The sequence below is a fragment of the Mycolicibacterium chengduense genome (assembly GCF_033741155.1).
Classification (GTDB): Bacteria; Actinomycetota; Actinomycetes; order Mycobacteriales; family Mycobacteriaceae; genus Mycobacterium.
On the sequence record NZ_JAWQNH010000001.1, the window covers coordinates 224,526 to 243,077 of the forward strand.

At 66.3% G+C, this 18,552-nt stretch carries 20 protein-coding genes, 1 tRNA gene and 1 pseudogene; 12 read left to right on the forward strand and 10 right to left on the reverse strand.

Features of this window, described 5'->3' with window-relative positions; genetic code table 11:
- Positions 1 to 10: 10 nt before the first annotated feature.
- The 8 genes and pseudogenes from SBI67_RS01145 to SBI67_RS01180 all read left to right on the forward strand — a co-directional run.
- Complete coding sequence (locus tag SBI67_RS01145) at positions 11 to 262, forward strand: hypothetical protein (RefSeq protein ID WP_318978807.1); 252 nt, start codon at positions 11 to 13, stop codon at positions 260 to 262.
- Positions 255 to 2,450, forward strand: coding sequence for a type IV secretory system conjugative DNA transfer family protein (locus tag SBI67_RS01150; protein WP_318978808.1), 2,196 nt, complete (start codon positions 255 to 257; stop codon positions 2,448 to 2,450). Before SBI67_RS01145 ends, SBI67_RS01150 begins: the two co-directional genes overlap by 8 nt.
- A complete protein-coding gene (locus tag SBI67_RS01155; protein ID WP_318978809.1) occupies positions 2,447 to 3,448 on the forward strand; it encodes a replication-relaxation family protein in 1,002 nt (333 codons plus the stop codon). Before SBI67_RS01150 ends, SBI67_RS01155 begins: the two co-directional genes overlap by 4 nt.
- Positions 3,445 to 4,488 carry a DNA-methyltransferase gene (locus SBI67_RS01160; protein ID WP_318978810.1) on the forward strand — a complete coding sequence of 348 codons (1,044 nt, stop codon included), beginning with the start codon at positions 3,445 to 3,447 and terminating at the stop codon, positions 4,486 to 4,488. Before SBI67_RS01155 ends, SBI67_RS01160 begins: the two co-directional genes overlap by 4 nt.
- Positions 4,489 to 4,574: 86 nt before the next feature.
- Positions 4,575 to 4,898 (forward strand): hypothetical protein, encoded by a 324-nt coding sequence (locus SBI67_RS01165; RefSeq protein ID WP_318978811.1) that lies wholly within the window; start codon positions 4,575 to 4,577, stop codon positions 4,896 to 4,898.
- 148 nt (positions 4,899 to 5,046) lie between these two features.
- On the forward strand, positions 5,047 to 5,664 hold the full coding sequence (locus SBI67_RS01170; protein WP_318978812.1) for an antirestriction protein ArdA: 618 nt from the start codon (positions 5,047 to 5,049) through the stop codon (positions 5,662 to 5,664).
- Between the two features lie 154 nt (positions 5,665 to 5,818).
- Positions 5,819 to 6,259: a helix-turn-helix domain-containing protein gene (locus tag SBI67_RS01175; RefSeq protein WP_318978813.1), complete on the forward strand. Its 441-nt coding sequence runs from the start codon at positions 5,819 to 5,821 to the stop codon at positions 6,257 to 6,259.
- A gap of 74 nt (positions 6,260 to 6,333) precedes the next feature.
- Positions 6,334 to 7,296: pseudogene (locus SBI67_RS01180) on the forward strand (recombinase family protein); the annotation flags it as partial.
- A 204-nt stretch (positions 7,297 to 7,500) separates the two neighbouring features.
- Here SBI67_RS01180 and SBI67_RS01185 read toward each other — a convergent pair.
- The 6 genes from SBI67_RS01185 to SBI67_RS01210 all read right to left on the reverse strand — a co-directional run bounded on the left by SBI67_RS01185 (position 7,501) and on the right by SBI67_RS01210 (position 12,313).
- Positions 7,501 to 7,800: a hypothetical protein gene (locus SBI67_RS01185; protein WP_318978814.1), complete on the reverse strand. Its 300-nt coding sequence runs from the start codon at positions 7,798 to 7,800 to the stop codon at positions 7,501 to 7,503.
- Positions 7,801 to 7,975: 175 nt separating this feature from the next.
- Positions 7,976 to 8,051 (reverse strand) — tRNA-Ala (locus tag SBI67_RS01190).
- Between the two features lie 73 nt (positions 8,052 to 8,124).
- Positions 8,125 to 9,198: a divisome protein SepX/GlpR gene (gene sepX / locus SBI67_RS01195; protein WP_318978815.1), complete on the reverse strand. Its 1,074-nt coding sequence runs from the start codon at positions 9,196 to 9,198 to the stop codon at positions 8,125 to 8,127.
- A gap of 210 nt (positions 9,199 to 9,408) precedes the next feature.
- Complete coding sequence (locus tag SBI67_RS01200; RefSeq protein WP_318978816.1) at positions 9,409 to 10,062, reverse strand: GNAT family N-acetyltransferase; 654 nt, start codon at positions 10,060 to 10,062, stop codon at positions 9,409 to 9,411.
- Positions 10,063 to 10,116: 54 nt separating this feature from the next.
- On the reverse strand, positions 10,117 to 11,361 hold the full coding sequence (glp, locus tag SBI67_RS01205) for a molybdotransferase-like divisome protein Glp (RefSeq protein WP_318978817.1): 1,245 nt from the start codon (positions 11,359 to 11,361) through the stop codon (positions 10,117 to 10,119).
- A 40-nt stretch (positions 11,362 to 11,401) separates the two neighbouring features.
- Positions 11,402 to 12,313, reverse strand: coding sequence for a UTP--glucose-1-phosphate uridylyltransferase (locus SBI67_RS01210; RefSeq protein ID WP_024454525.1), 912 nt, complete (start codon positions 12,311 to 12,313; stop codon positions 11,402 to 11,404).
- 53 nt (positions 12,314 to 12,366) lie between these two features.
- Here SBI67_RS01210 and SBI67_RS01215 point away from each other — a divergent pair, with 53 nt between their 5' ends.
- The 4 genes from SBI67_RS01215 to mscL all read left to right on the forward strand — a co-directional run bounded on the left by SBI67_RS01215 (position 12,367) and on the right by mscL (position 14,533).
- Positions 12,367 to 12,945, forward strand: a complete 579-nt coding sequence (locus SBI67_RS01215; protein WP_318978818.1) for a 5-formyltetrahydrofolate cyclo-ligase — start codon at positions 12,367 to 12,369, stop codon at positions 12,943 to 12,945.
- Between the two features lie 72 nt (positions 12,946 to 13,017).
- On the forward strand, positions 13,018 to 13,347 hold the full coding sequence (locus tag SBI67_RS01220) for an FmdB family zinc ribbon protein (RefSeq protein ID WP_318978819.1): 330 nt from the start codon (positions 13,018 to 13,020) through the stop codon (positions 13,345 to 13,347).
- A 61-nt stretch (positions 13,348 to 13,408) separates the two neighbouring features.
- Positions 13,409 to 14,068 (forward strand): SAF domain-containing protein, encoded by a 660-nt coding sequence (locus SBI67_RS01225; protein ID WP_318978820.1) that lies wholly within the window; start codon positions 13,409 to 13,411, stop codon positions 14,066 to 14,068.
- A gap of 69 nt (positions 14,069 to 14,137) precedes the next feature.
- Positions 14,138 to 14,533: a large-conductance mechanosensitive channel protein MscL gene (gene mscL / locus SBI67_RS01230; RefSeq protein ID WP_318978821.1), complete on the forward strand. Its 396-nt coding sequence runs from the start codon at positions 14,138 to 14,140 to the stop codon at positions 14,531 to 14,533.
- A gap of 75 nt (positions 14,534 to 14,608) precedes the next feature.
- On the opposite strand, the gene mspA (SBI67_RS01235) is transcribed toward mscL, so the two are convergent.
- From mspA (SBI67_RS01235) to SBI67_RS01250, 4 genes are all read right to left on the reverse strand, one after another.
- Positions 14,609 to 15,244 (reverse strand): porin MspA, encoded by a 636-nt coding sequence (gene mspA, locus SBI67_RS01235; protein ID WP_318978822.1) that lies wholly within the window; start codon positions 15,242 to 15,244, stop codon positions 14,609 to 14,611.
- A gap of 96 nt (positions 15,245 to 15,340) precedes the next feature.
- Complete coding sequence (gene mspA / locus SBI67_RS01240; protein ID WP_318978823.1) at positions 15,341 to 15,964, reverse strand: porin MspA; 624 nt, start codon at positions 15,962 to 15,964, stop codon at positions 15,341 to 15,343.
- Between the two features lie 668 nt (positions 15,965 to 16,632).
- A complete protein-coding gene (locus SBI67_RS01245; RefSeq protein ID WP_024453123.1) occupies positions 16,633 to 17,127 on the reverse strand; it encodes a MogA/MoaB family molybdenum cofactor biosynthesis protein in 495 nt (164 codons plus the stop codon).
- Positions 17,128 to 17,195: 68 nt separating this feature from the next.
- Positions 17,196 to 18,518 (reverse strand): S1C family serine protease, encoded by a 1,323-nt coding sequence (locus tag SBI67_RS01250; protein WP_318978824.1) that lies wholly within the window; start codon positions 18,516 to 18,518, stop codon positions 17,196 to 17,198.
- Positions 18,519 to 18,552: the final 34 nt, after the last annotated feature.

Here is an 18,552-nt window from a genome sequence, read left to right on the forward strand (position 1 = left end):
GAGGATACCCATGTCAAAAACAGGACGACCCAACCCCCGCCGCGGCTCCCGCGGCACCCCCAAACCCGAACGCCGCATCGTGGTGCGAAGCGTCCGCCGCGACCCGCCGGATCTCAGAAAGTTGAGTAGGGCGGTCATCGCGATGGCGCTCCGCGACGCCGAAGCCCAAGCCGCAGCCCGCGAGGCCATGAACGACCCGGCCATCACGACACCGGCCGCCACCGACGCCGCTCCGTCGCGACAGGAGCCGGCCGATGACTAAGTCCGGTGCCACCGCGTCAGCGGGAACGCTGGTGTGGCTGCAGCTGTTCTGGCCGCAGCCACTGACTGAGGCGACGGCCCTGGGACTGCTGCGATACTTCGCCGCCCGCACCCACGCCCCGCAGCTCATTCTGGAGGCGCGCGCCGACGACCGCGGCGTGGAGTACCTTCTCGGCTGCCAGCTCCGGCACCACGCGGCCGTCCGCCGTGCAGTCGAGCAACTGGTCGATGGCGCCATCGTCACCAGCTTCGAGAGCGCCGATCGCGACCACGTCGCCACCGCGCGCCGTATCCACTTGAGCACCACGAACCGCCAGCTCGAGCCCGCTGACGCGGTGGCATCAACCCGCTCCGTCCTGCACGCCCTGACCGCAGCCAAGAAGGGCGAGCGCCTCACCATTCAGATCGTGCTCGGTCCGCGCCATCATCCGAAGGCACCGCCCCGAGAAGCGCACCGCGACAACCAGATCGTCGTCTCCAAGCTGCTGCACGGGGTGCAGCCCGACAACCGGCCCGGCGCCAAGCAAGCCCTGGCGCACAAGCTCGGCCAGCACGCCTTCACCGCAGCCGTGCGCCTCGGTGTGCAGGCCGCCACCGCCGACCGCCGCCGCAGCTTGCTGCTGAGCCTGGCCTCGGCCATCGGCACTGCCGAATCACCCGATGTACGAGTCACCCTGAAGAACGAGAAACCCGACCGCATGAACACCCCGCGCGGCACCTGGTCGGTCTTCACCCCGGCCCAGAAGCTGACTGTCACCGAGATCGCGCGTCTCAGCGGCTGGCCGATCGCCGATCACGACGAGCACTTTCCCGGCCAACCGCCGCTGCACCCGCGCCCCGTCCGGCCGAGCGGTCCACTGCAGTCCGGTACCCGCGTCGTCGCCGACGCCAGCGCACCGGGGGCAGGGGGCACCATCGGCTACGACCCACTCGACGCGATGCGCCACACCTGGGTCATCGGACCTAACGGGGTGGGCAAGTCGACGCTGCTGCTGAACCTGATTCTGCAGGACCTCGAGACGGATCGGCCGGTCGTGGTGATCGAGCCCAAAGACCTGATCGCCGAGCTGCTCGCTCGCATCCCGGAGAAACGCCGCGGCGATGTCGTCGTGCTCGATCCGTTCGATGAAGCCCCCGTCGGCATCAATCCGCTCGACGCCGCCCACCGGCACGGCCGCTCCCCGGAAGTGGTCGCCGACAGTCTGTTCGGCACCTTCCGCGCCATCTGGGGTGACAGCCTTGGCCCCCGTAGCTCCGACATCCTGCGTAACTGCCTCGATCTGCTTGCCCGCCGCGACGACGCCTCGCTGGTGCAGTTGCCACTTCTGCTGACCAACCCCGGCTTCCGCCGCCGCATAACACGGGGCGTCATGCAGTCCGATCCCTTTGCCGCCGGACCCTTCTGGCAGTGGTTCGACAGCCTCTCCCCCGAAGCCGCTGCCACAACCATTGCGCCGCTCAGCAATAAGCTGCGCCCGCTGCTGAGCAAACCACTCAGAGACGTGCTGGCCCAGCAGCATCCGAAGTTCAATGTCCGGCAGGTGCTGCGCGAGAAGAAGGTCCTGCTCGTGCCGCTCCAGAAGGGCGTCATCGGGCCGGAGAACGCCCAGCTGCTCGGGGCGCTCGTCGTGGCCGAACTGTGGCAGGCGATTCGCGAACGCGCCGGAACATCGGAGAAGTCACGCGAGCCGGTCATGGTCTACATCGACGAGGTTCAGGACTACCTGCGCCTCCCAACCGATCTCGGCGACGCGCTGGCCACCGCTCGCAGCCTCGGCGCCGGCTTCCATCTGGCGCACCAGTACGAGAAGCAGCTGCCGCCGTCGATGCTCGACGCCTTCAGAAACAACGCCCGCTCGCGAGTCTGCTTCCAGCTGCAGGCCGGGGACGCCAAGGAGATGATCGCCGGCCAATCCGTGCTCACCATCGAGGACTTCACCAAGCTGCCGGCGCACCACGTCTACGCCAGCCTCGTCCGCAACAACGCGGTGCAGCCCTGGGCCTCCGGGGTCACGAAACCCGCCCCACCGCCGTCGAGCGACCCGGCGGCCATCCGCCGCCTGAGTCGTGAGCGCTACGGCCAACCGATCGCCGCCATCGAAGCCGGCTTCACCGCCCTCGTCGAGGGCGCTTCCGGCGACGACGATCTCGGCGACATCGGCGCACCTCGGCGAAGGAGGCAGTCATGAACGACCAGCCGCAGCAGTCAATCCCAGCAGAAAAGGGTGGTCCGATCGGTGGTCCGGCCGCGTCGAATCCACAACCACCGTCGCCGCCGGTAGACGACCAATCCCCGCCGATACCGTCAGGGAATAGTGGTGCCCCACGGGGCACCACAGCACCCGCCAAACGTCCACCAGATCAACGAATCTCCGCATCCGCCATCGACGTCATCAACAGTCGTCTATCCGATCGTGACCGCGCCATCCTGCGCTCCGTCGACGACCATCAGTTCCTGACCGTCCACCAGATCGAAGCCCTGCACTTCGACTCGATTGCCCCCGACGCGAGAGGTCGCATCACCCGACGTGTGCTGGCGCGGCTGCGTGGCCTGCGAGTGCTCGGCGTTCTCAACCGCCGGATCGGCGGCGTGCGCTCCGGGTCGCAGGGACTCATCTATCACGTCGGCGTCGCCGGTGAACGGCTGCTGGAACGACCGGTCCGCCGCGGTGCAAGGCTGCGCTACGACCCGTCGGCGCGCTTTCTGAACCACCGACTCGCCGTCGCCGACCACCACGTCGCGCTCATCACCGCCGATCGCGACAGCTCGCTCGACCTCATCGACAGTGCAGTCGAACCATCCACCTGGCGCAGCTTCACCGGCCTCGGCTCCGCTCGCCGTACCCTCAAGCCCGACCTGTTCGCCGAAACCGCCACCCGTGGCGACGACGGTCTGGTGCGCGCCTGGTTCATCGAAGTCGATCTCGGCACCGAACACGTTCCGACTCTCCTGCGGAAGTGCCACGAATACGAGGCTTACCGCCAGTCCGGCATCGAGCAGGACCGTCACGGATCGTTTCCGGTCGTCATCTGGTCGATGAGCCATGCCGATCCGGCAAAGGCCGTCAGTCGCCGTCAGGCACTCGAAGACGCCGTCAACGGCGACCCCCGGCTGCCAAGCGCACTGTTCCGCATCGTCACCCCGGAGCAGTTGCTACCGGTGATCGCGCGGGGAGGCGAGCGATGAACGTCCTAACCACGCTGCCGCGCAACGAGATCATCATCGGCGATGCACTGAGGAAGCTCAGCGCGCTACCCGACGCATCGGTCGACTGCGTGATCACCAGTCCGCCGTACTTCCGGCTGCGTGACTACGACGCCCATGGCCAGCTCGGCCTCGAAACTCACGTCGACCAGTGGGTGGAACAACTGGCGAGGATCAGCCAACAGGTCGCCCGCGTCCTCGTCCCCACCGGCACCTTCTGGCTCAACGTCGGCGACAGCTACGCCACCCACCCCCGCGAGGGCGCTGCACGCAAAAGCCTGCTGATGGCACCCGAGCGGTTGGCACTGCGACTGCAACAGGACGGCTGGATCATCCGCAACAAGATCGTCTGGGCCAAGCCGAATCCAATGCCGACCAGCGTTCTCGACCGCCTCAACACCACCTACGAGATCATCTACGTCCTGGCACGGCAGTCCCGGTACTTCCTCGACCTCGACGCCATCCGCGTCCCGCACGTCACCCCCAAGATTCCGGCGAGCACAGGCCCGCGCCGATCGCAGCGACACGAATCGTGGCGCGGCCCCAACAGCGACACCGCCACCGGCCTCGCCACGCTCAAGGCGAACGGCATCGTGGGCCATCCGCTGGGCAAGAACCCCGGCGACGTCTGGACCATCGGCACCGGCGGCTACCGCAGCGCCCATCACGCCATTTATCCCGTACGGCTGGCCGAACGCATGGTCACCGCCGGCTGCCCCGAGGCCCGCTGCGCGCGCTGCCACGCGCCTTGGCGACGCCGCGTCATCCGCGGACTCGGCCGCGCGGCGACGAGATCCGCGTTGGCACCGTCGTGTTCCTGCACGACGAGCCGTGAGCCCGGTCTGGTGCTCGACCCGTTCATGGGCAGCGGCACCACCGCCGTGGCCGCCAAGGCGCTCGGCCGCGACTGGCTCGGCATCGAACTGAACCCCGACTTCGCCGCCGCCGCGAGAACACGCATCGCCGGCGCACGCCGTCAGGAACCGCCAGGGACACCACATTCCGAAAGGGCAGCCGCATGAGCCCGCGGACGCGCTCGTCGGTGTCATGCGGCCGTTCACGTGAGCGCACAGAGCGTTCACCGGCCGCAGCGCACCGAGGAGGTCGCATGTCCACACCCACCGAGTCCGGTAAAGGCGTCAAAACCCTTGGTATCCGACTTCAACCCGATGTCCATGCCCAGCTGAGCTTCATCGCCCAGCTGCGCGACGGCACGATCACCGATGAGATCCAGATCGCGATTGCCGCACACATCGTCGCGGCCAAGAACGACCCGGAACTGGCCAGCAAGGCAGCAGAAGCCCGCGCCGAAATCGAACGCGAGGCGGCAGCTCGCCAACAGGCCATCGCCACCCTGTTCGCCGACGGCGGCGAACCCACCACCCGGCCGCGCCGGAACACCAAGGGAGGCGACACCCCATCGGACACCTGAGCGTGCCCGTAGGACACCGACGTCCGTGACCTGTCACGGCGCGCACCGGGGCCGGCGGGAAGCAGCACGAGCCGATCCGGCTCACTGTTTCCCGACCGGCCCCGTACAACCCACCACGAACCCGCAACCACCAAGAAAGGAGGTGAGAATGAATGAAACCCACCACGAACCACCAACACCCGAGCAACAGCCAGACGCCCGACCGGAGCGTGAGGCGGAACCGAAACCGTCGCCGTCGATCTACGTCGCCAGCCTGGCCGACTACAACAACGGCGTCCTTCACGGCAGATGGCTCGACGCCGCCCGCGAACCCTGGAAAATACAAGCCGACATCAACACCATTCTGGACAGCTCAGAAGATCCAGACGCCGAAGAATGGGCAATCCACGACTCGGAACAATTCGGCCGCTGGAACGTCGGCGAATTCGACTCCATCGAACAAATATCCCGTATCGCGAAGAACATCGCCGAACACGGCTACGCCTACGCCGCCTGGGCCGACGTCTTCGACGGCAAAGACGTCAGCTTCGACGTCGATGCCTTCCAGGAGGCCTACCTCGGCCACTACGACACCGTCACCGACTACGTCGAGCACATGGCCGAGAGCCTCGGCTACGAAACCGAACTCGACAAGCTCCCCGAGCATCTACGCGGGTACGTCCGCGTGGACTACCCGGCCATTGCCCGCGACCTGGAGCTGTCCGGCGACATCGCCGCTGTCCGAGATCCACACGGTGGACTGTGGATCTTCCGCACCAACCTGTAGGAGCCGAGGCACCGAGAGGCGGCTACCCGGCCATTGCAGAAATGCAATAATCACAAGTTCGTATTCACGAATTCCATTTCATAAATGGCGCATTCTCATTGATCGAAATCAATATTCCGTTGTACAATTACTGATACAAGGGGAATTGATTATCATGACACCGGAACAAACGGTAAAACTCATCACGTTGCTCAAGCGCAAACGCACCGAGCTTGAAATCAGCATCAACGAAGTCGCACGGCGCGCGGACGTCGACCCCGGCACCGCCTGGCGCATCGAGCAGGGCATGATCGCCAAGCCGCGCGTAGAAAGCCTGATCGCGATCGGCAACGTGCTCGGCGTGAATGCGATCGAAATGTTCATCACCGTCGGCTGGCTCACCGCCGACGACCTGCCGGACCTCCGCTCCTACCTGCAGGCCAAATTCGGCGCCTCGCTGTCTGATGTAGCGCTCCAAGACATCGAGAACTACATCACCCGCACGAAATACGTCTACACCCTCGCCGACAGTCACGGCCACACACCCGCCCCACCAGCGGACCAACGCCACGCAACTCATCCGCATCACCCGCCGCGCCGACCGAAGGAGTCCTGAGCATGAGCCTATCGACCCCCATCGGGAACGCCTCCAAAGCCGTCCTCTACCTTCGGGTATCGAGTAAGAAGCAAATGGACACCGCCGTCGACATCGACCCCGACGGCAATTCCATTGCCACACAGCGTGAAGTCAGCACTCGCAAGGCACTCAACCTAGGCGCAGATGTCGTCCGCGAATTCGTCGAACCGGGCGTCTCCGCCTCAACCATCGAGAAGCGGCAAGCGTTTCAGGAGATGCTGACGTTCCTGCGCGAGAACGACGACGTCCGCTACGTCATCGTCTACGCCCGCTCCCGTGCGTTCCGCAACTACATCGACGCCGCCATCACCAAGCGGCTACTCGACAAACTCGACGTCAAACTCATCTCCGCCCGCGAGGACTTCGGTGACGGCGTCTACGCCGACATGATGGAAGCCGTCACCGACATCTTCAACGACGTGCAGAACAAGCTCAGCGGCGAAGATATCCGAATCAAGCTGCAGCACAAGGCAGAGAATGGCGGAACCACCGGCAAGGCTCCCCTCGGGTACATCAACGCACGCGTCGAGCACGAAGGGAGGCTGATCAATACTGTTCAGATCGACCCGAAACGAGCGCCACTGGTGCGCAAGGCATTCGAACTGTACGCCACAGGAGAGTACGGGCTCGAACGGCTCGAGGCGACCATGGCCGACCTTGGGCTGACCGCACGCGCCGCCGGCGATCTCCCCGAACGGCCCGTTACCTTCAAGTGGTTACACAGGATGCTGCAGGATCGCTACTACATCGGCTGCGTCATCTACAAAGGCGAGATCTACGCCGGACGCCACGAACCAATTGTCGACCCAGTCCTCTTCGACCGCGTCCAAGAAGTGATCGCTTTCCGTAGTAAGAGCGGTCAGCGCGATCGAGTGCTCCAGCACTACCTCAAGGGCATCCTGTTCTGCGACCGCTGCGCACGCAACGAGCGAACATCCCGCCTCATCTACACCGAGGCGACCAACCGGTTCGGTACCCGATACGGCTACTTCCTCTGTCGAGGACGCCAGGACGGCGTGTGCGACCTGCCGTATCTTCCCGCCGACAACGTCGAGCAGGCGATCGTTGATCATTACGCGAACCTGAACTTGCCCGCCACGTTCGTCGAGGACGTGCGTCACCTTCTTGAAGAGGCACTCAGTGGCGAACAACGCAGCGTCGCGGAACTCCACGCAGCCGTCAGCCGCAAACTTAAAGAACTCGAGGCAAAAGAGGACCGCCTACTCGATCTCCTGGCCGACGACCAGCTCCCACAGGCAAAGGTCAAAGCGAAACTGCGCGACATCCAAACCGAGCGGATCACAACTGAAGCCCGCCTCGCCAACACGGGAGCGGTGCTGGAAGTCGGGGCCAAGGTCCTGCTCGGCGCTCTCGATCTCATGTCGAATCCCGAGCAGACCTACACCCATGGCACCGACCCGATCCGCCGAAACCTCAATGAGACGTTCTACCAGCGCATCTATCTCGATGAGCAAGGTGTACAGGCAAGCGAATTGATGCCGCCGTTCGACGAGCTGCACGTCGCCGTGGAATTGACAACAGCCGCGCAAAACAGGGCTGGAGCATCAACAGCGCCAACGAAACGAGGCCCCCTCGCGGGAACCTCGGATCGAGCAGTTAGACATCGTAGTTCTTCTGGTTTAGCTCCTACCCTCGCCGACATCCTTTCGGGCGCGGGTTCGAGTAAGAACTCTTTGGTGGAGCTAAGGGGAATCGAACCCCTGACCTTCTCGATGCGAACGAGACGCGCTACCAACTGCGCTATAGCCCCTTGTGCCGGTAGAGGTTACCAGGAACCCCGGCGGCGACTGAAACCGGCCGCTAGGAGCCGGTCACGGGCCGCTTCACTGCCCCGCCGCGCGCGGCAGATCCCAGCTCCGCGCGGCCGAGGTGTACTCCAGATGCTCGAAGATGGGGTCCTCGTCGTCGATCTCCAAGACGGCCGCACCGGGACGTCGCAGCCGCGACGGCACCACGTCGTACTCGGGGTCGCCGGTGTTCTCGACACCTAGCCGTGACCGCATCATCCGGTGCGCACGCCGGCGGCGCAGCTGCTCCTCGATGCGGGTTTGGCGACGCAGGTAAGCCAGGTACAGCACCGTCACCGTGGCGACGGAGCCGCACACCCACCACATGCCCGGCCCGAGCGCGAACGCCAGGGCCGCGGTCAGCATCAGCAGCGCCGCCATCACCGACAGCACGCGCTTGCGGAAGGTGTACTTGCGGGCGCTGACGGCCTGGGCGGTCTTGGACTCGAAGCGGTCACGGCGCGCGGCCGCGAAGGACTGCGCCCCGGCAGACGCCGACTCGGCGTCGGGCTCCAGACCCGACGAGTCGTCGACGTACTCGTAATCGTCCTCGCTGCCGTCGGTGAGATCGGCCGGCTCTTCTTCGGCGGCCACCTCTTCGGCGCGGTCGGTCTCGACCTCGGCCTCTTCGGCCGCCTGCTGGGCCACCGGTTCGGTCTCGGCTTCGAGCTTCGCATCGCCGAAATCCAAGGGCAGTTCCTCGGTTTGGGACTGATCCCGACCGAACGACTCGCCGATCGGCAGAGCGCCGGAGTCCTCTTCGACGATGTCCACGTCGAGGTAGTCCGGTTCGGAGCTCTCCTGGACCGCCTCGGCCAGCACCACGGCGCGCCGCACCCGCGGCTCGGCGTCGTCGGTGTCCACGTCGTCGAGGTCGCCGACGTACTCGTCCTCGACCGGCTGCCAGTCCGGATCGCTCTGGTGCCCGCTCGCCGGACGGGTGCGTCGGCGTAGCCGCGCGTTGCGGCCGGTGTTGAGTACCCGGGTCGCCAAGGCGACATCGCTGGTGCGGCGGACGGTGTCCCGTTTGCTCACCAACATCGGCACCAGCACGAACAGCCAGAGCACGACGAGGGAGATCCATAACAGAGATTGGGGGATGCTTGGCATGACGCCTGCTCCTTTCCCCTTCAGGCTAGGTCTGTGACCAGCGCATCCGTCCACGGCGCGCCGAGACAATTACACACCTGTAATTCACCGAGTACAAGCACCATCAGTCACACGCGTCACATTCGCCACATTGGAGCTCGCCGAGTTCGACGAAATGGCGAAACGCACCCGCACTTTCCCACCCGTTTGATCAATTGGGCGGGATGGGGGTCAGGTCCAGCTGGCGCGGCCGCTGCGCACCAGCTGCGCGGCCACCGATCCCTGCACTTCCTCGATGGTGATCGCCACCAGCAGATGATCACGCCAGGCGCCGTCGACATCGAGGTAGCGCCGCAACAGGCCCTCTTCCCGGAAACCGGCCTTGGCCAGCACGGCGCGGCTGGCCTGGTTCTCCGGGCGCACGGTGGCCTCCACCCGGTGCAGCATCACCGGACCGAATGCGTGGTCCAACCCCAACGCCAAGGCCGCGGTGGCAACCCCGGAACCGGTGAACTGCTTGGCCACCCAGTACCCGATCCACGCCGACCGCAGCGCACCATGAGTGACGTTGCCAATCGTGATCTGCCCGGCGAACTGGCCGTCGAGCTCGATGACATAGGGCAGCATGCGCCCTTTGCGCGCCTCCCCGCGCAGCCCCGAACACACCGCCGGCCACGACGAAATGGCATGGCGCACTTCCCAACTCACCTCGGCACTGGGTTCCCACGGCTCCAGGTGGGCCTGGTCGGCCAGGCGCAGCCTGCTCCACTGGGCGCCGTCGCGCAGCCGGATCGGTCGCAGCCCCACCAGCCCGGCCGGCACCCGGATGGGCCCAGCGGGCAACGGCCAGCCCGGGTGGACCGCACTCGTACGCCAACGGTTCACGCTCGGCCCTCGCGTGTCATCCGTCGGTTCGCTCCGCACGCTTCGCTCACGCGGTCAGCCGCGCTGCGCGAGGAAGGCGACATCGACCACTTCACCGGTGCGGATCTGTTCGGCGTCGCTGGGCACGATCACCAGACAGTTCGCCTCGGCGAGCGTGGCCAGCAGATGTGAGGACGCACCCGGCGCGCCGCCGAGGGCCTGCACCAGATACTCGCCGGTGTCCTGGTCGCGCATCAGCTGACCGCGCAGAAACCCCTTGCGCCCGGCCACCGAACTGATCGGCGACAACGTCCTGGCCTGGATCACCCGGCGCATCGGCTGCCGTTTACCCAGCGACATCCGGATCAGCGGGCGCACCATCACCTCGAACACCACCAGTGCGCTCACCGGATTGGCCGGCAGCAGGAACACCGGGACACCGTCGCGCCCCAGCTGCCCGAAGCCCTGCACCGACCCGGGGTGCATCGCGACGCGCACGACCTCCATCTCCCCCAGCTCGGAGAGCACGGAACGGACGGCCTCCGCGGCCGCCCCACCGACGGCACCGGCGATCACCACCACCTCGGAACGGCTGATCTGACCCTCGACGACCTCGCGCAGCTCCGCCGGGTCGCCGTTGACGATGCCGACCCGGTTCACCTCGGCCCCGGCATCGCGACCCGCGGCGGCCAGCGCATAGGAGTTGACGTCGTACACCTGCCCGTTGCCCGGCGTCCGGGACACGTCGACAAGTTCTCCACCCACCGACAACACCGACATCCGCGGCCGCGGATGTACCAGCACCCGGTCCCGCCCGACAGCGGCCAGCAGACCGACCTGCGCCGCGCCGATGATCGTGCCGGCCCGCACCGCCACGTCACCGGGCTGCACATCGTCACCGGTGCGGCGCACGTAGGCGCCCGAGCGCACCCCGCGCAGCACCCGCACCCGAGATTGGCCGCCGTCGGTCCAGCGCAACGGCAGCACCGCGTCGGCCAAGGTCGGCATCGGCGCACCGGTTTGCACCCGGGCGGCCTGCCGCGGCTGCAGCCGGCTCGGCGTCCGGGCCCCGGCATCGACATGCCCGACCACCGGCAGGCTCACCTCACCGGCACCATCGTCACCACCGATGGCGGCCACGTCGACACTACGAACGGCATAGCCGTCGATGGCGGCCTGATCGAACCCCGGCAGCGGGCGCTCGGTGACCACCTCTTCGGCGCACATCAGACCTTGCGATTCGGCGATCGCCACCCGCACCGGACGTGGTGCCACCGCGGCAGCCGCTACTCGAGCCTGCTGCTCCTCAACCGAACGCACCGCACGCCTTTCTCCTGTCCGCAGACCGGCCGCGCAGTCGCTATTTCTCGGCCAGGCCCAACCGCTCGACCAACCACCGCCGCAGCTCTGGTCCGTAGTCGTCGCGTTCCAACGCAAAGTCAACCGCAGCCTTGAGGTAGCCGCCGGGATTTCCCAAGTCGTGTCGGGACCCGCGGTGCACCACCACGTGCACCGGGTGGCCCTCTTCGATCAGCAGCGCGATGGCGTCGGTCAGTTGAATTTCGCCACCCACGCCGCGGTCGACCCGGCGCAGCGCGTCGAAGATGGCGCGGTCCAGCACATAGCGCCCGGCCGCCGCGAACAGCGACGGGGCGTCCTCCTTCTTCGGCTTCTCCACCATGCCCTTGACCTTGAGCACGTTGGGGTTGGCCGCGTCCGGAACCACCTCGACATCGAAGACGCCGTAGGCACTGATCTCGTCCTCGGGCACCTCGATGGCGCACAGCACCGTGCCGCCGCGCTTGGCGCGCACCTTCGACATGGTCTCCAGTACGCCGGTGGGCAGCACCAGATCGTCGGGCAGCAGCACGGCGATGGCGTCCTCGTCGTCGAGCAGCTTCTCCTCGACGCAGCCCACGGCGTGCCCCAGGCCGAGCGGCTCGGCCTGGACCACCGATTCGACCTTGATCAGGGCGGGCGCGCGGCGCACCTTCTCCAGCATCGTGTGCTTGCCGCGGGCCTCCAGCGTGCCCTCCAGGATCAGGTCCTCGACGAAGTGCGCGACGACGCCGTCCTTCCCCTCGGAGGTGACGATGATCAGTCGTTCGCCACCGGCCTCGGCCGCCTCGGCCGCGACCAGCTCGATGCCTGGGGTGTCCACCACCGGCAGGAGTTCCTTGGGCACGGTCTTGGTGGCCGGGAGAAATCGCGTCCCCAGCCCGGCTGCGGGAACGACCGCCGTCCGCGGGATCGGTACCTGTGCCTGTGTCATCGTTGACACACTAATACCAGCCAGTAAGAAGGCGAAGGGCTAGCGACGCAATCGTGGCAATCCTGACAAAACCGGTGCTGCGCGAACGCATTCTCGCCGCTCGGCGCGCGGTCCCGGCGCAGGTCCGGCTGGCGGAGGCCGCCGCTCTGCAAACTCATCTCGGGGCTGCCATTCGTCCGGGTGCCACCGTGTGCGCCTACGTCCCGGTGGGTTCCGAACCCGGCTCGCTCGCCATGCTCGACGCACTCCACACCGCTGGGGTGCGGGTGCTGCTTCCCGTCGCCAGGGCCGGCGAACCCATGCGGTGGGGCGTGTACACACCCGACCGGCTGGTGACCGCTCCGTTCGGTTTGCTTGAGCCCGCGCCGCCGTGGCAGCAGCCCGAGGCGATCCGGGCGGCATCGGTGGTGCTGGTACCAGCACTGGCGGTCGACCGGCGCGGGGTTCGGCTGGGCCGGGGCGCCGGTTTCTACGACCGGGCCCTGCCACTGGCCGATCCGGCCGCCCGGTTGATCGCGGTGGTGCGCGACGACGAGCTGGTCGAGGCACTGCCGGCGGAGCCACACGATGTACCGATGACGGACGTGCTGACCCCGGGCCGCGGCATCGTGGCGCTGACGGGGCGGGAATGACCTGCCCCACGTAGCGGTTCTAGCACTTAGGCCGGTAGAGTGCTAGAAAGTTTGACTGTCTCGGAGGTTTTCGTGCCTACCTATTCTTATGCGTGCACCGCGTGCGACAACCGGTTCGATGTCGTGCAGGCCTTCAGCGATGACGCGCTGACCACGTGCCCCCAGTGCTCCGGCCGCCTGCGCAAGCTCTTCGGCAAGGTGGGCGTGGTGTTCAAGGGCAGCGGTTTCTACCGCACCGACAGCCGCGACTCGTCGAAGTCGAGCAGCACCACCGGATCGTCGGCCAAGAGCGACAGCGGCTCGAGCTCGTCGTCGTCCTCCTCGGACTCGTCGTCGAGCAGTTCGTCGTCGGCGTCCAGCTCGTCGAGCAGCTCGGCTCCGGCCGCGGCCGCGTCGAGCTAGTTATCCACAGGACCGCCGCGCGGCCTGTCCCCCACCGCACCATCGGCCTTAGCGTGAGGCCGTGGGGGAATCACTGAATCCTGCGTTGTGGTCGCGGCTGCGGCATGGCCTGCGCCCGAGTTGGACCCGAACCGTGGCCGCCCGTCGGGTCGCGGCCGGCTTGCTCGTGCTGCTGGCCGCCGTGGCAGCGCTGCGGCCCGACCCGGATGTCGCCGTGCGGACCGTCCTGGTCGCGGCCCGCGACCTGGCGCCCGGCACAGCCCTGACACCTGCCGACGTCCAGGTCGAAAAGCGTGCGGCGGCAACCATTCCCGACGGCGCACACAGCGATATCGCGGCCGCGGTGGACGCCATGCTGGCCGGACCGGCCCGGCGCGGGGAAGTACTCACCGACGTGCGTCTGCTCGGACCGCGCCTGGCCGAGGCCACCGCGGGACCGGATGCCAGGATCGTCTCACTGCACCTCACCGATGGCGCGCTGGTGGATCTCATCCGACCCGGCGATGTGGTGGACGTGCTGGCCGGCGGGAGCACCGCCGCGGGCCCGGACACCCGCCCCGAGGTGATCGCCACCGACGCGGTCGTGACGCTGGTGTCACCGCCCACCTCCGGTTCGACGGGCACAGCGGACCGGGTCGTGCTGGTGGCATTGCCCCGCACGGCCGCCAACGTCGTCGCCGGGACCGCGCTGACCAGGCAGATCACCGTCACATTCCACTGAGGCGGCCGCCAGCCCGGCTCGGTAAGGTTTGCGAGGTCGATACCGTCGAACTGCTGGAAGGGTCCCCGCATGCTCAAAGGTTTCAAAGAGTTCCTGTTGCGCGGCAACATCATCGATCTGTCGGTTGCCGTCGTCATCGGCACCGCGTTCACCGCGCTGGTCACCAAGTTCACCGACAGCATCATCCAGCCGTTGATCAACCGAATCGGCGCCGGTGGGGATTCCGACTACGGCATCCTGCGGATCAGCATCGGCGGCGGGCAGACCATCGATCTGAATGTGTTGCTCTCGGCCGCCATCAACTTCGTGCTCGTCGCGGGCGTCGTCTACTTCCTGATCGTGCTGCCCTACAGCAAGTTCCGTAAGGAGAAGGAAGTAGTCGCCGACGCCGAAGTGGTGCTCCTCACCGAGATCCGCGACCTGCTGGCCGGCCGCAGCGAAGGCAATCCGCTCGACAAGGCGTGATACGAGAACAGCCCCCGGGTTTCGGCCGGGGGCTGTTTTCGTCGGAGCGAGTCAGTTCATGTGCTAGTTCATGTGCTAGTTCATGTTCCAGGGCTCGCCGTAGGTGGTGACCGAGTCACCCTCCTTGGCGATCAACCGAGCGAACGGACGCAGCAGCACACCACCGGCAGCACCGGTCACCGTGCCGTGCGCATTGGACACCGCGACCGCACCATTGGCACCCGACACATCGGTCGAGAAGGTCGCAACCTCCTGGATACCCGGGCCGTTACCCAGGTCAGCACTGATCGACGCACCCGGGAACAGGTTCGGGGTGATCACCTGCAGCGGGTTGGCCGGCGTCGCATCGTCGAGCAGGATGTTCGGCGTGGTGTAGCTGAAGTTGATACCCACACCCAGCGACCAGGGGAAGCCGATCTGGTAACCCAGCTCCAACGTGCCGGTGAACTCATCAGCACCCGGACCCGACACGATGTACTTGGCCTTACCCGAATGGAACCACTCACGGGTCAGCCGGTTGCGGTCCAACGGGAACACGCCATTGAGGAACGTATCCCACTGCTGAATGGTCAGGGTCCGGTCCTTGCCGTCCACGAGGCTCAGCTCGTTGTCCAGACCTGCGTGAGAAGTGCCCGCGCTGACGAAGAGCGATGCAAACGCTCCAGCCGCGATGGTGACCATCGCGAGCAGCACCCGACTGAATGCCTTCATGGTTCTCCCTAGTGAGTGTGTGGTGGCCTAATACGCAGGTGGTGCCGTCCGGGCCGAAGCCCAGACGGCACCCCCGCGCCGTTTATCGCCGAAACGTCAGTTCATGTTCCAAGGCTCGCCGTAGGTGGTGACCGAGTCACCCTCCTTGGCGATCAACCGAGCGAACGGACGCAGCAGCACACCACCGGCAGCACCGGTCACCGTGCCGTGCGCATTGGACACCGCGACCGCACCATTGGCACCCGACACATCGGTCGAGAAGGTCGCAACCTCCTGGATACCCGGGCCGTTACCCAGGTCAGCACTGATCGACGCACCCGGGAACAGGTTCGGGGTGATCACCTGCAGCGGGTTGGCCGGCGTCGCATCGTCGAGCAGGATGTTCGGCGTGGTGTAGCTGAAGTTGATACCCACACCCAGCGACCAGGGGAAGCCGATCTGGTAACCCAGCTCCAACGTGCCGGTGAACTCATCAGCACCCGGACCCGACACGATGTACTTGGCCTTACCCGAATGGAACCACTCACGGGTCAGCCGGTTGCGGTCCAACGGGAACACGCCATTGAGGAACGTATCCCACTGCTGAATGGTCAGGGTCCGGTCCTTGCCGTCCACGAGGCTCAGCTCGTTGTCCAGACCTGCGTGAGAAGTGCCCGTACCCACGAACAGGGCGGCAAAAGCCGCGACCATCGCAAGCAGCACCCGACTGAATGCCTTCATGTTCTCCCTAGCTGTGCCGACGGTGTTCTTGCGTGTTCACCGTATGTGTCGATGTGTGGCCCGGCCCTAGCTCAAACCTCACACCTTGCAAGACCATCATGTGACCCAAATTAGAAAGCCCACATGTTGCTCTTACTCTTTGCTCATCGTTGACACGAGGAACATAACGGGGAGGCATCCACCCGGCAACGCGTGCGTGCCGACCTCCGACACCGCCGCTGCCCGTTCAAGAAGTTTGCTGGAGGACGCAAATCCAGCAACGACAGGGCGCGCCACCGGCGCCATACCTGCGCGAGGGCGGATTTGCCTCGTCCGCAGAATCGGACGGAGTTTCCAACCGGAATCAAAGAGATTCTGGCCGATCAGAACGAAATCACAGCTCAGCCGTGGTGTGGCGGCACGTTGTCGCGGAGCCAGCGATCACGCTCGGACGCCTCAGCCGGCAAATCGTCGGCTCGCTCGTCGCTCGTGGTGGCGGGCAGCTCGTCACCGAAGATTGCGTTAACTACATCTCTCGATGGCTTGGAGGGCCCGCTCACATCGCCCACCAGGTGTGACGAACATCACAAACAGCCTGGCCAACCCGTTCACGTGGCTGTAACGCAGCGGGCCTGCGAATTCTTCCCTCACGTGCACGAACGAGCATATTTCCGACCGGACAATCGCCGCTAAATGTCAAGGCTCGAGAGCTGACCGATGATCTGGCCGGCGAGCGGCCCCAGGGTGGCCATGCCGTCGCGCACGGCCGCGCGGGAACCGGCGATATTGACCACCAAGGTGCTGCCGGAAATACCGGCCAACCCCCGGGAGACGCCCGCGTCGATGATGCCCGCGGACAGACCGGAGGCGCGCAGCGCTTCGGAGATGCCGAGCAGTTCCCGATCGAGGATGTCGACGGTGGCCTCGGGGGTGACATCACGGGGGCTCACCCCGGTGCCGCCCACCGAGATCACCAGGTCGACCCCGCCGATCACCGCGGTGTTGAGCGCGTTGCGGATCTCCACCTCGTCGGCGGCGACCACCACCACGCCGTCGACCAGGAATCCGGCCTCACCGAGCAGCTCGGTGACCAACGGCCCACTGTGGTCCTCTTCCCCATGTGCTGTCCGGTCATCGACGACGACGACGAGTGCACGCCCTACCAACGCCCCAGGTTGTTCCATGAGTGTCACCGTATATCCGGCAGGGGACAACGGAGCCACCGACAGTCTGGCGCGGTCATCTGTGCGGGTCACTGAGCCGCCTTCCCCAAGGTGACGTCCAGAGTGGCCGGTTTCCCGGACGGATCCAGATAGGTCAGGGTGATCTTGGTGCCCGGCGCTTTCGAACGCACCGCGGCCACCAGCGCGTCGGCGCTGCTGATCACCCGGTCGTTCACCTTGGTCACGACGACACCACTGGGCAGGCCCGCCCCCGCGGCGGCACCGCCGGCGGTCACCTCGACGATCTTGGCGCCGTCCACCCCGGCATCGTTGCCGACCTGCACACCGAGGGAGGCATGGGTCGCGGTGCCGTTCTGCACCAGCTCGTCGGCGATCCGCTTGGCCTGGTCCACCGGAATGGCGAAACCGAGACCGATGGAACCGCTCTGCGACTGCCCCGAGTCGCCGCCGAGGGTCGCGATGGCGGAGTTCACCCCCACCAACTCACCGTTCATGTTGACCAGCGCACCACCGGAGTTACCCGGGTTGATGGCGGCATCGGTCTGGATGGCGTCCAGCACGGTGTTCTGGTTCTTGGCGTCACCACCGGCCGCCACCGGACGGTTCAGGGCGCTGACGATGCCGGTGGTGACGGTGCCCTCCAAGCCCAGCGGGGATCCGACGGCCACCACGTCCTGCCCCACCCGCAGGTTCTCCGACGAACCCAGGGTGATGGGGGTCAGGCCGGATACGCCCTGCGCGCGCACCACCGCGATATCACTGCTGGGGTCGGTGCCGACGATGCTGAAGGTGGTGGTGCGGCCGTCGGCAAACGTCACCTTGGTCTGCGCGGCCCCACCCGGCGCACCCGGTGCGCCCGGTGCGGCGGCGGCCACGACGTGGTTGTTGGTGAGGATCAAGCCGTCACTGCTCAGGATGATCCCGGAGCCTTCCTCGGAGGCCCGGCCCATATCGGTCTCCAGCTTGACCACGCTGGGCACCACCTTCGCGGCGACCTGTTCCACCGATCCGACCGGCAGGCTGGCCGCCGGCACACTCGGGGCGGCGCCGCCGAAGGACGTGGTGGTCGTGGCGCGGTCCGGCTGCGCAAGCACCGCAACACCGCCGCCGACACCGGCCGACACCACGGCAATGGCAACCGCACCGGCAACCAAGGCCCCTGTGCGCGAACGCTTCTGCTGACGCGGCGCGGCGTTGCCGGATGGCCGGTAAGGGTCGTATTGCGGCGCGACGGGATGCTGCTGCCGCGGCTGCTGGGCGTAACGCCAGTCGTACTGCTGCTGGGAGTGCTGATAACCGGTCTGGGGAGCGCCGTGCGGGGCGGAGTATCCGGACCCCGGTTCGTACCCGCCGGGGCGCTGCGGGGGCGTGTACCTGGGGTGGTTGGTCATGTGGCTCCGCACTCTTTCTGTCGTGGTGCTGTTA

What these genes read in the sequence shown, in the direction of transcription:
- SBI67_RS01245 (WP_024453123.1), bottom strand. Translation starts at nt 17,127, where the DNA reads ATGGAACAACCTGGGGCGTTGGTAGGGCGTGCACTCGTCGTCGTCGTC.
- mscL (WP_318978821.1), top strand. Translation starts at nt 14,138, where the DNA reads ATGCTCAAAGGTTTCAAAGAGTTCCTGTTGCGCGGCAACATCATCGAT.
- SBI67_RS01150 (WP_318978808.1), top strand. Translation starts at nt 255, where the DNA reads ATGACTAAGTCCGGTGCCACCGCGTCAGCGGGAACGCTGGTGTGGCTG.
- SBI67_RS01145 (WP_318978807.1), top strand. Translation starts at nt 11, where the DNA reads ATGTCAAAAACAGGACGACCCAACCCCCGCCGCGGCTCCCGCGGCACC.
- mspA (WP_318978822.1), bottom strand. Translation starts at nt 15,244, where the DNA reads ATGAAGGCATTCAGTCGGGTGCTGCTCGCGATGGTCACCATCGCGGCT.
- SBI67_RS01175 (WP_318978813.1), top strand. Translation starts at nt 5,819, where the DNA reads ATGACACCGGAACAAACGGTAAAACTCATCACGTTGCTCAAGCGCAAA.
- SBI67_RS01170 (WP_318978812.1), top strand. Translation starts at nt 5,047, where the DNA reads ATGAATGAAACCCACCACGAACCACCAACACCCGAGCAACAGCCAGAC.
- sepX (WP_318978815.1), bottom strand. Translation starts at nt 9,198, where the DNA reads ATGCCAAGCATCCCCCAATCTCTGTTATGGATCTCCCTCGTCGTGCTC.
- SBI67_RS01155 (WP_318978809.1), top strand. Translation starts at nt 2,447, where the DNA reads ATGAACGACCAGCCGCAGCAGTCAATCCCAGCAGAAAAGGGTGGTCCG.
- SBI67_RS01250 (WP_318978824.1), bottom strand. Translation starts at nt 18,518, where the DNA reads ATGACCAACCACCCCAGGTACACGCCCCCGCAGCGCCCCGGCGGGTAC.
- mspA (WP_318978823.1), bottom strand. Translation starts at nt 15,964, where the DNA reads ATGAAGGCATTCAGTCGGGTGCTGCTTGCGATGGTCGCGGCTTTTGCC.
- SBI67_RS01160 (WP_318978810.1), top strand. Translation starts at nt 3,445, where the DNA reads ATGAACGTCCTAACCACGCTGCCGCGCAACGAGATCATCATCGGCGAT.
- SBI67_RS01210 (WP_024454525.1), bottom strand. Translation starts at nt 12,313, where the DNA reads ATGACACAGGCACAGGTACCGATCCCGCGGACGGCGGTCGTTCCCGCA.
- SBI67_RS01165 (WP_318978811.1), top strand. Translation starts at nt 4,575, where the DNA reads ATGTCCACACCCACCGAGTCCGGTAAAGGCGTCAAAACCCTTGGTATC.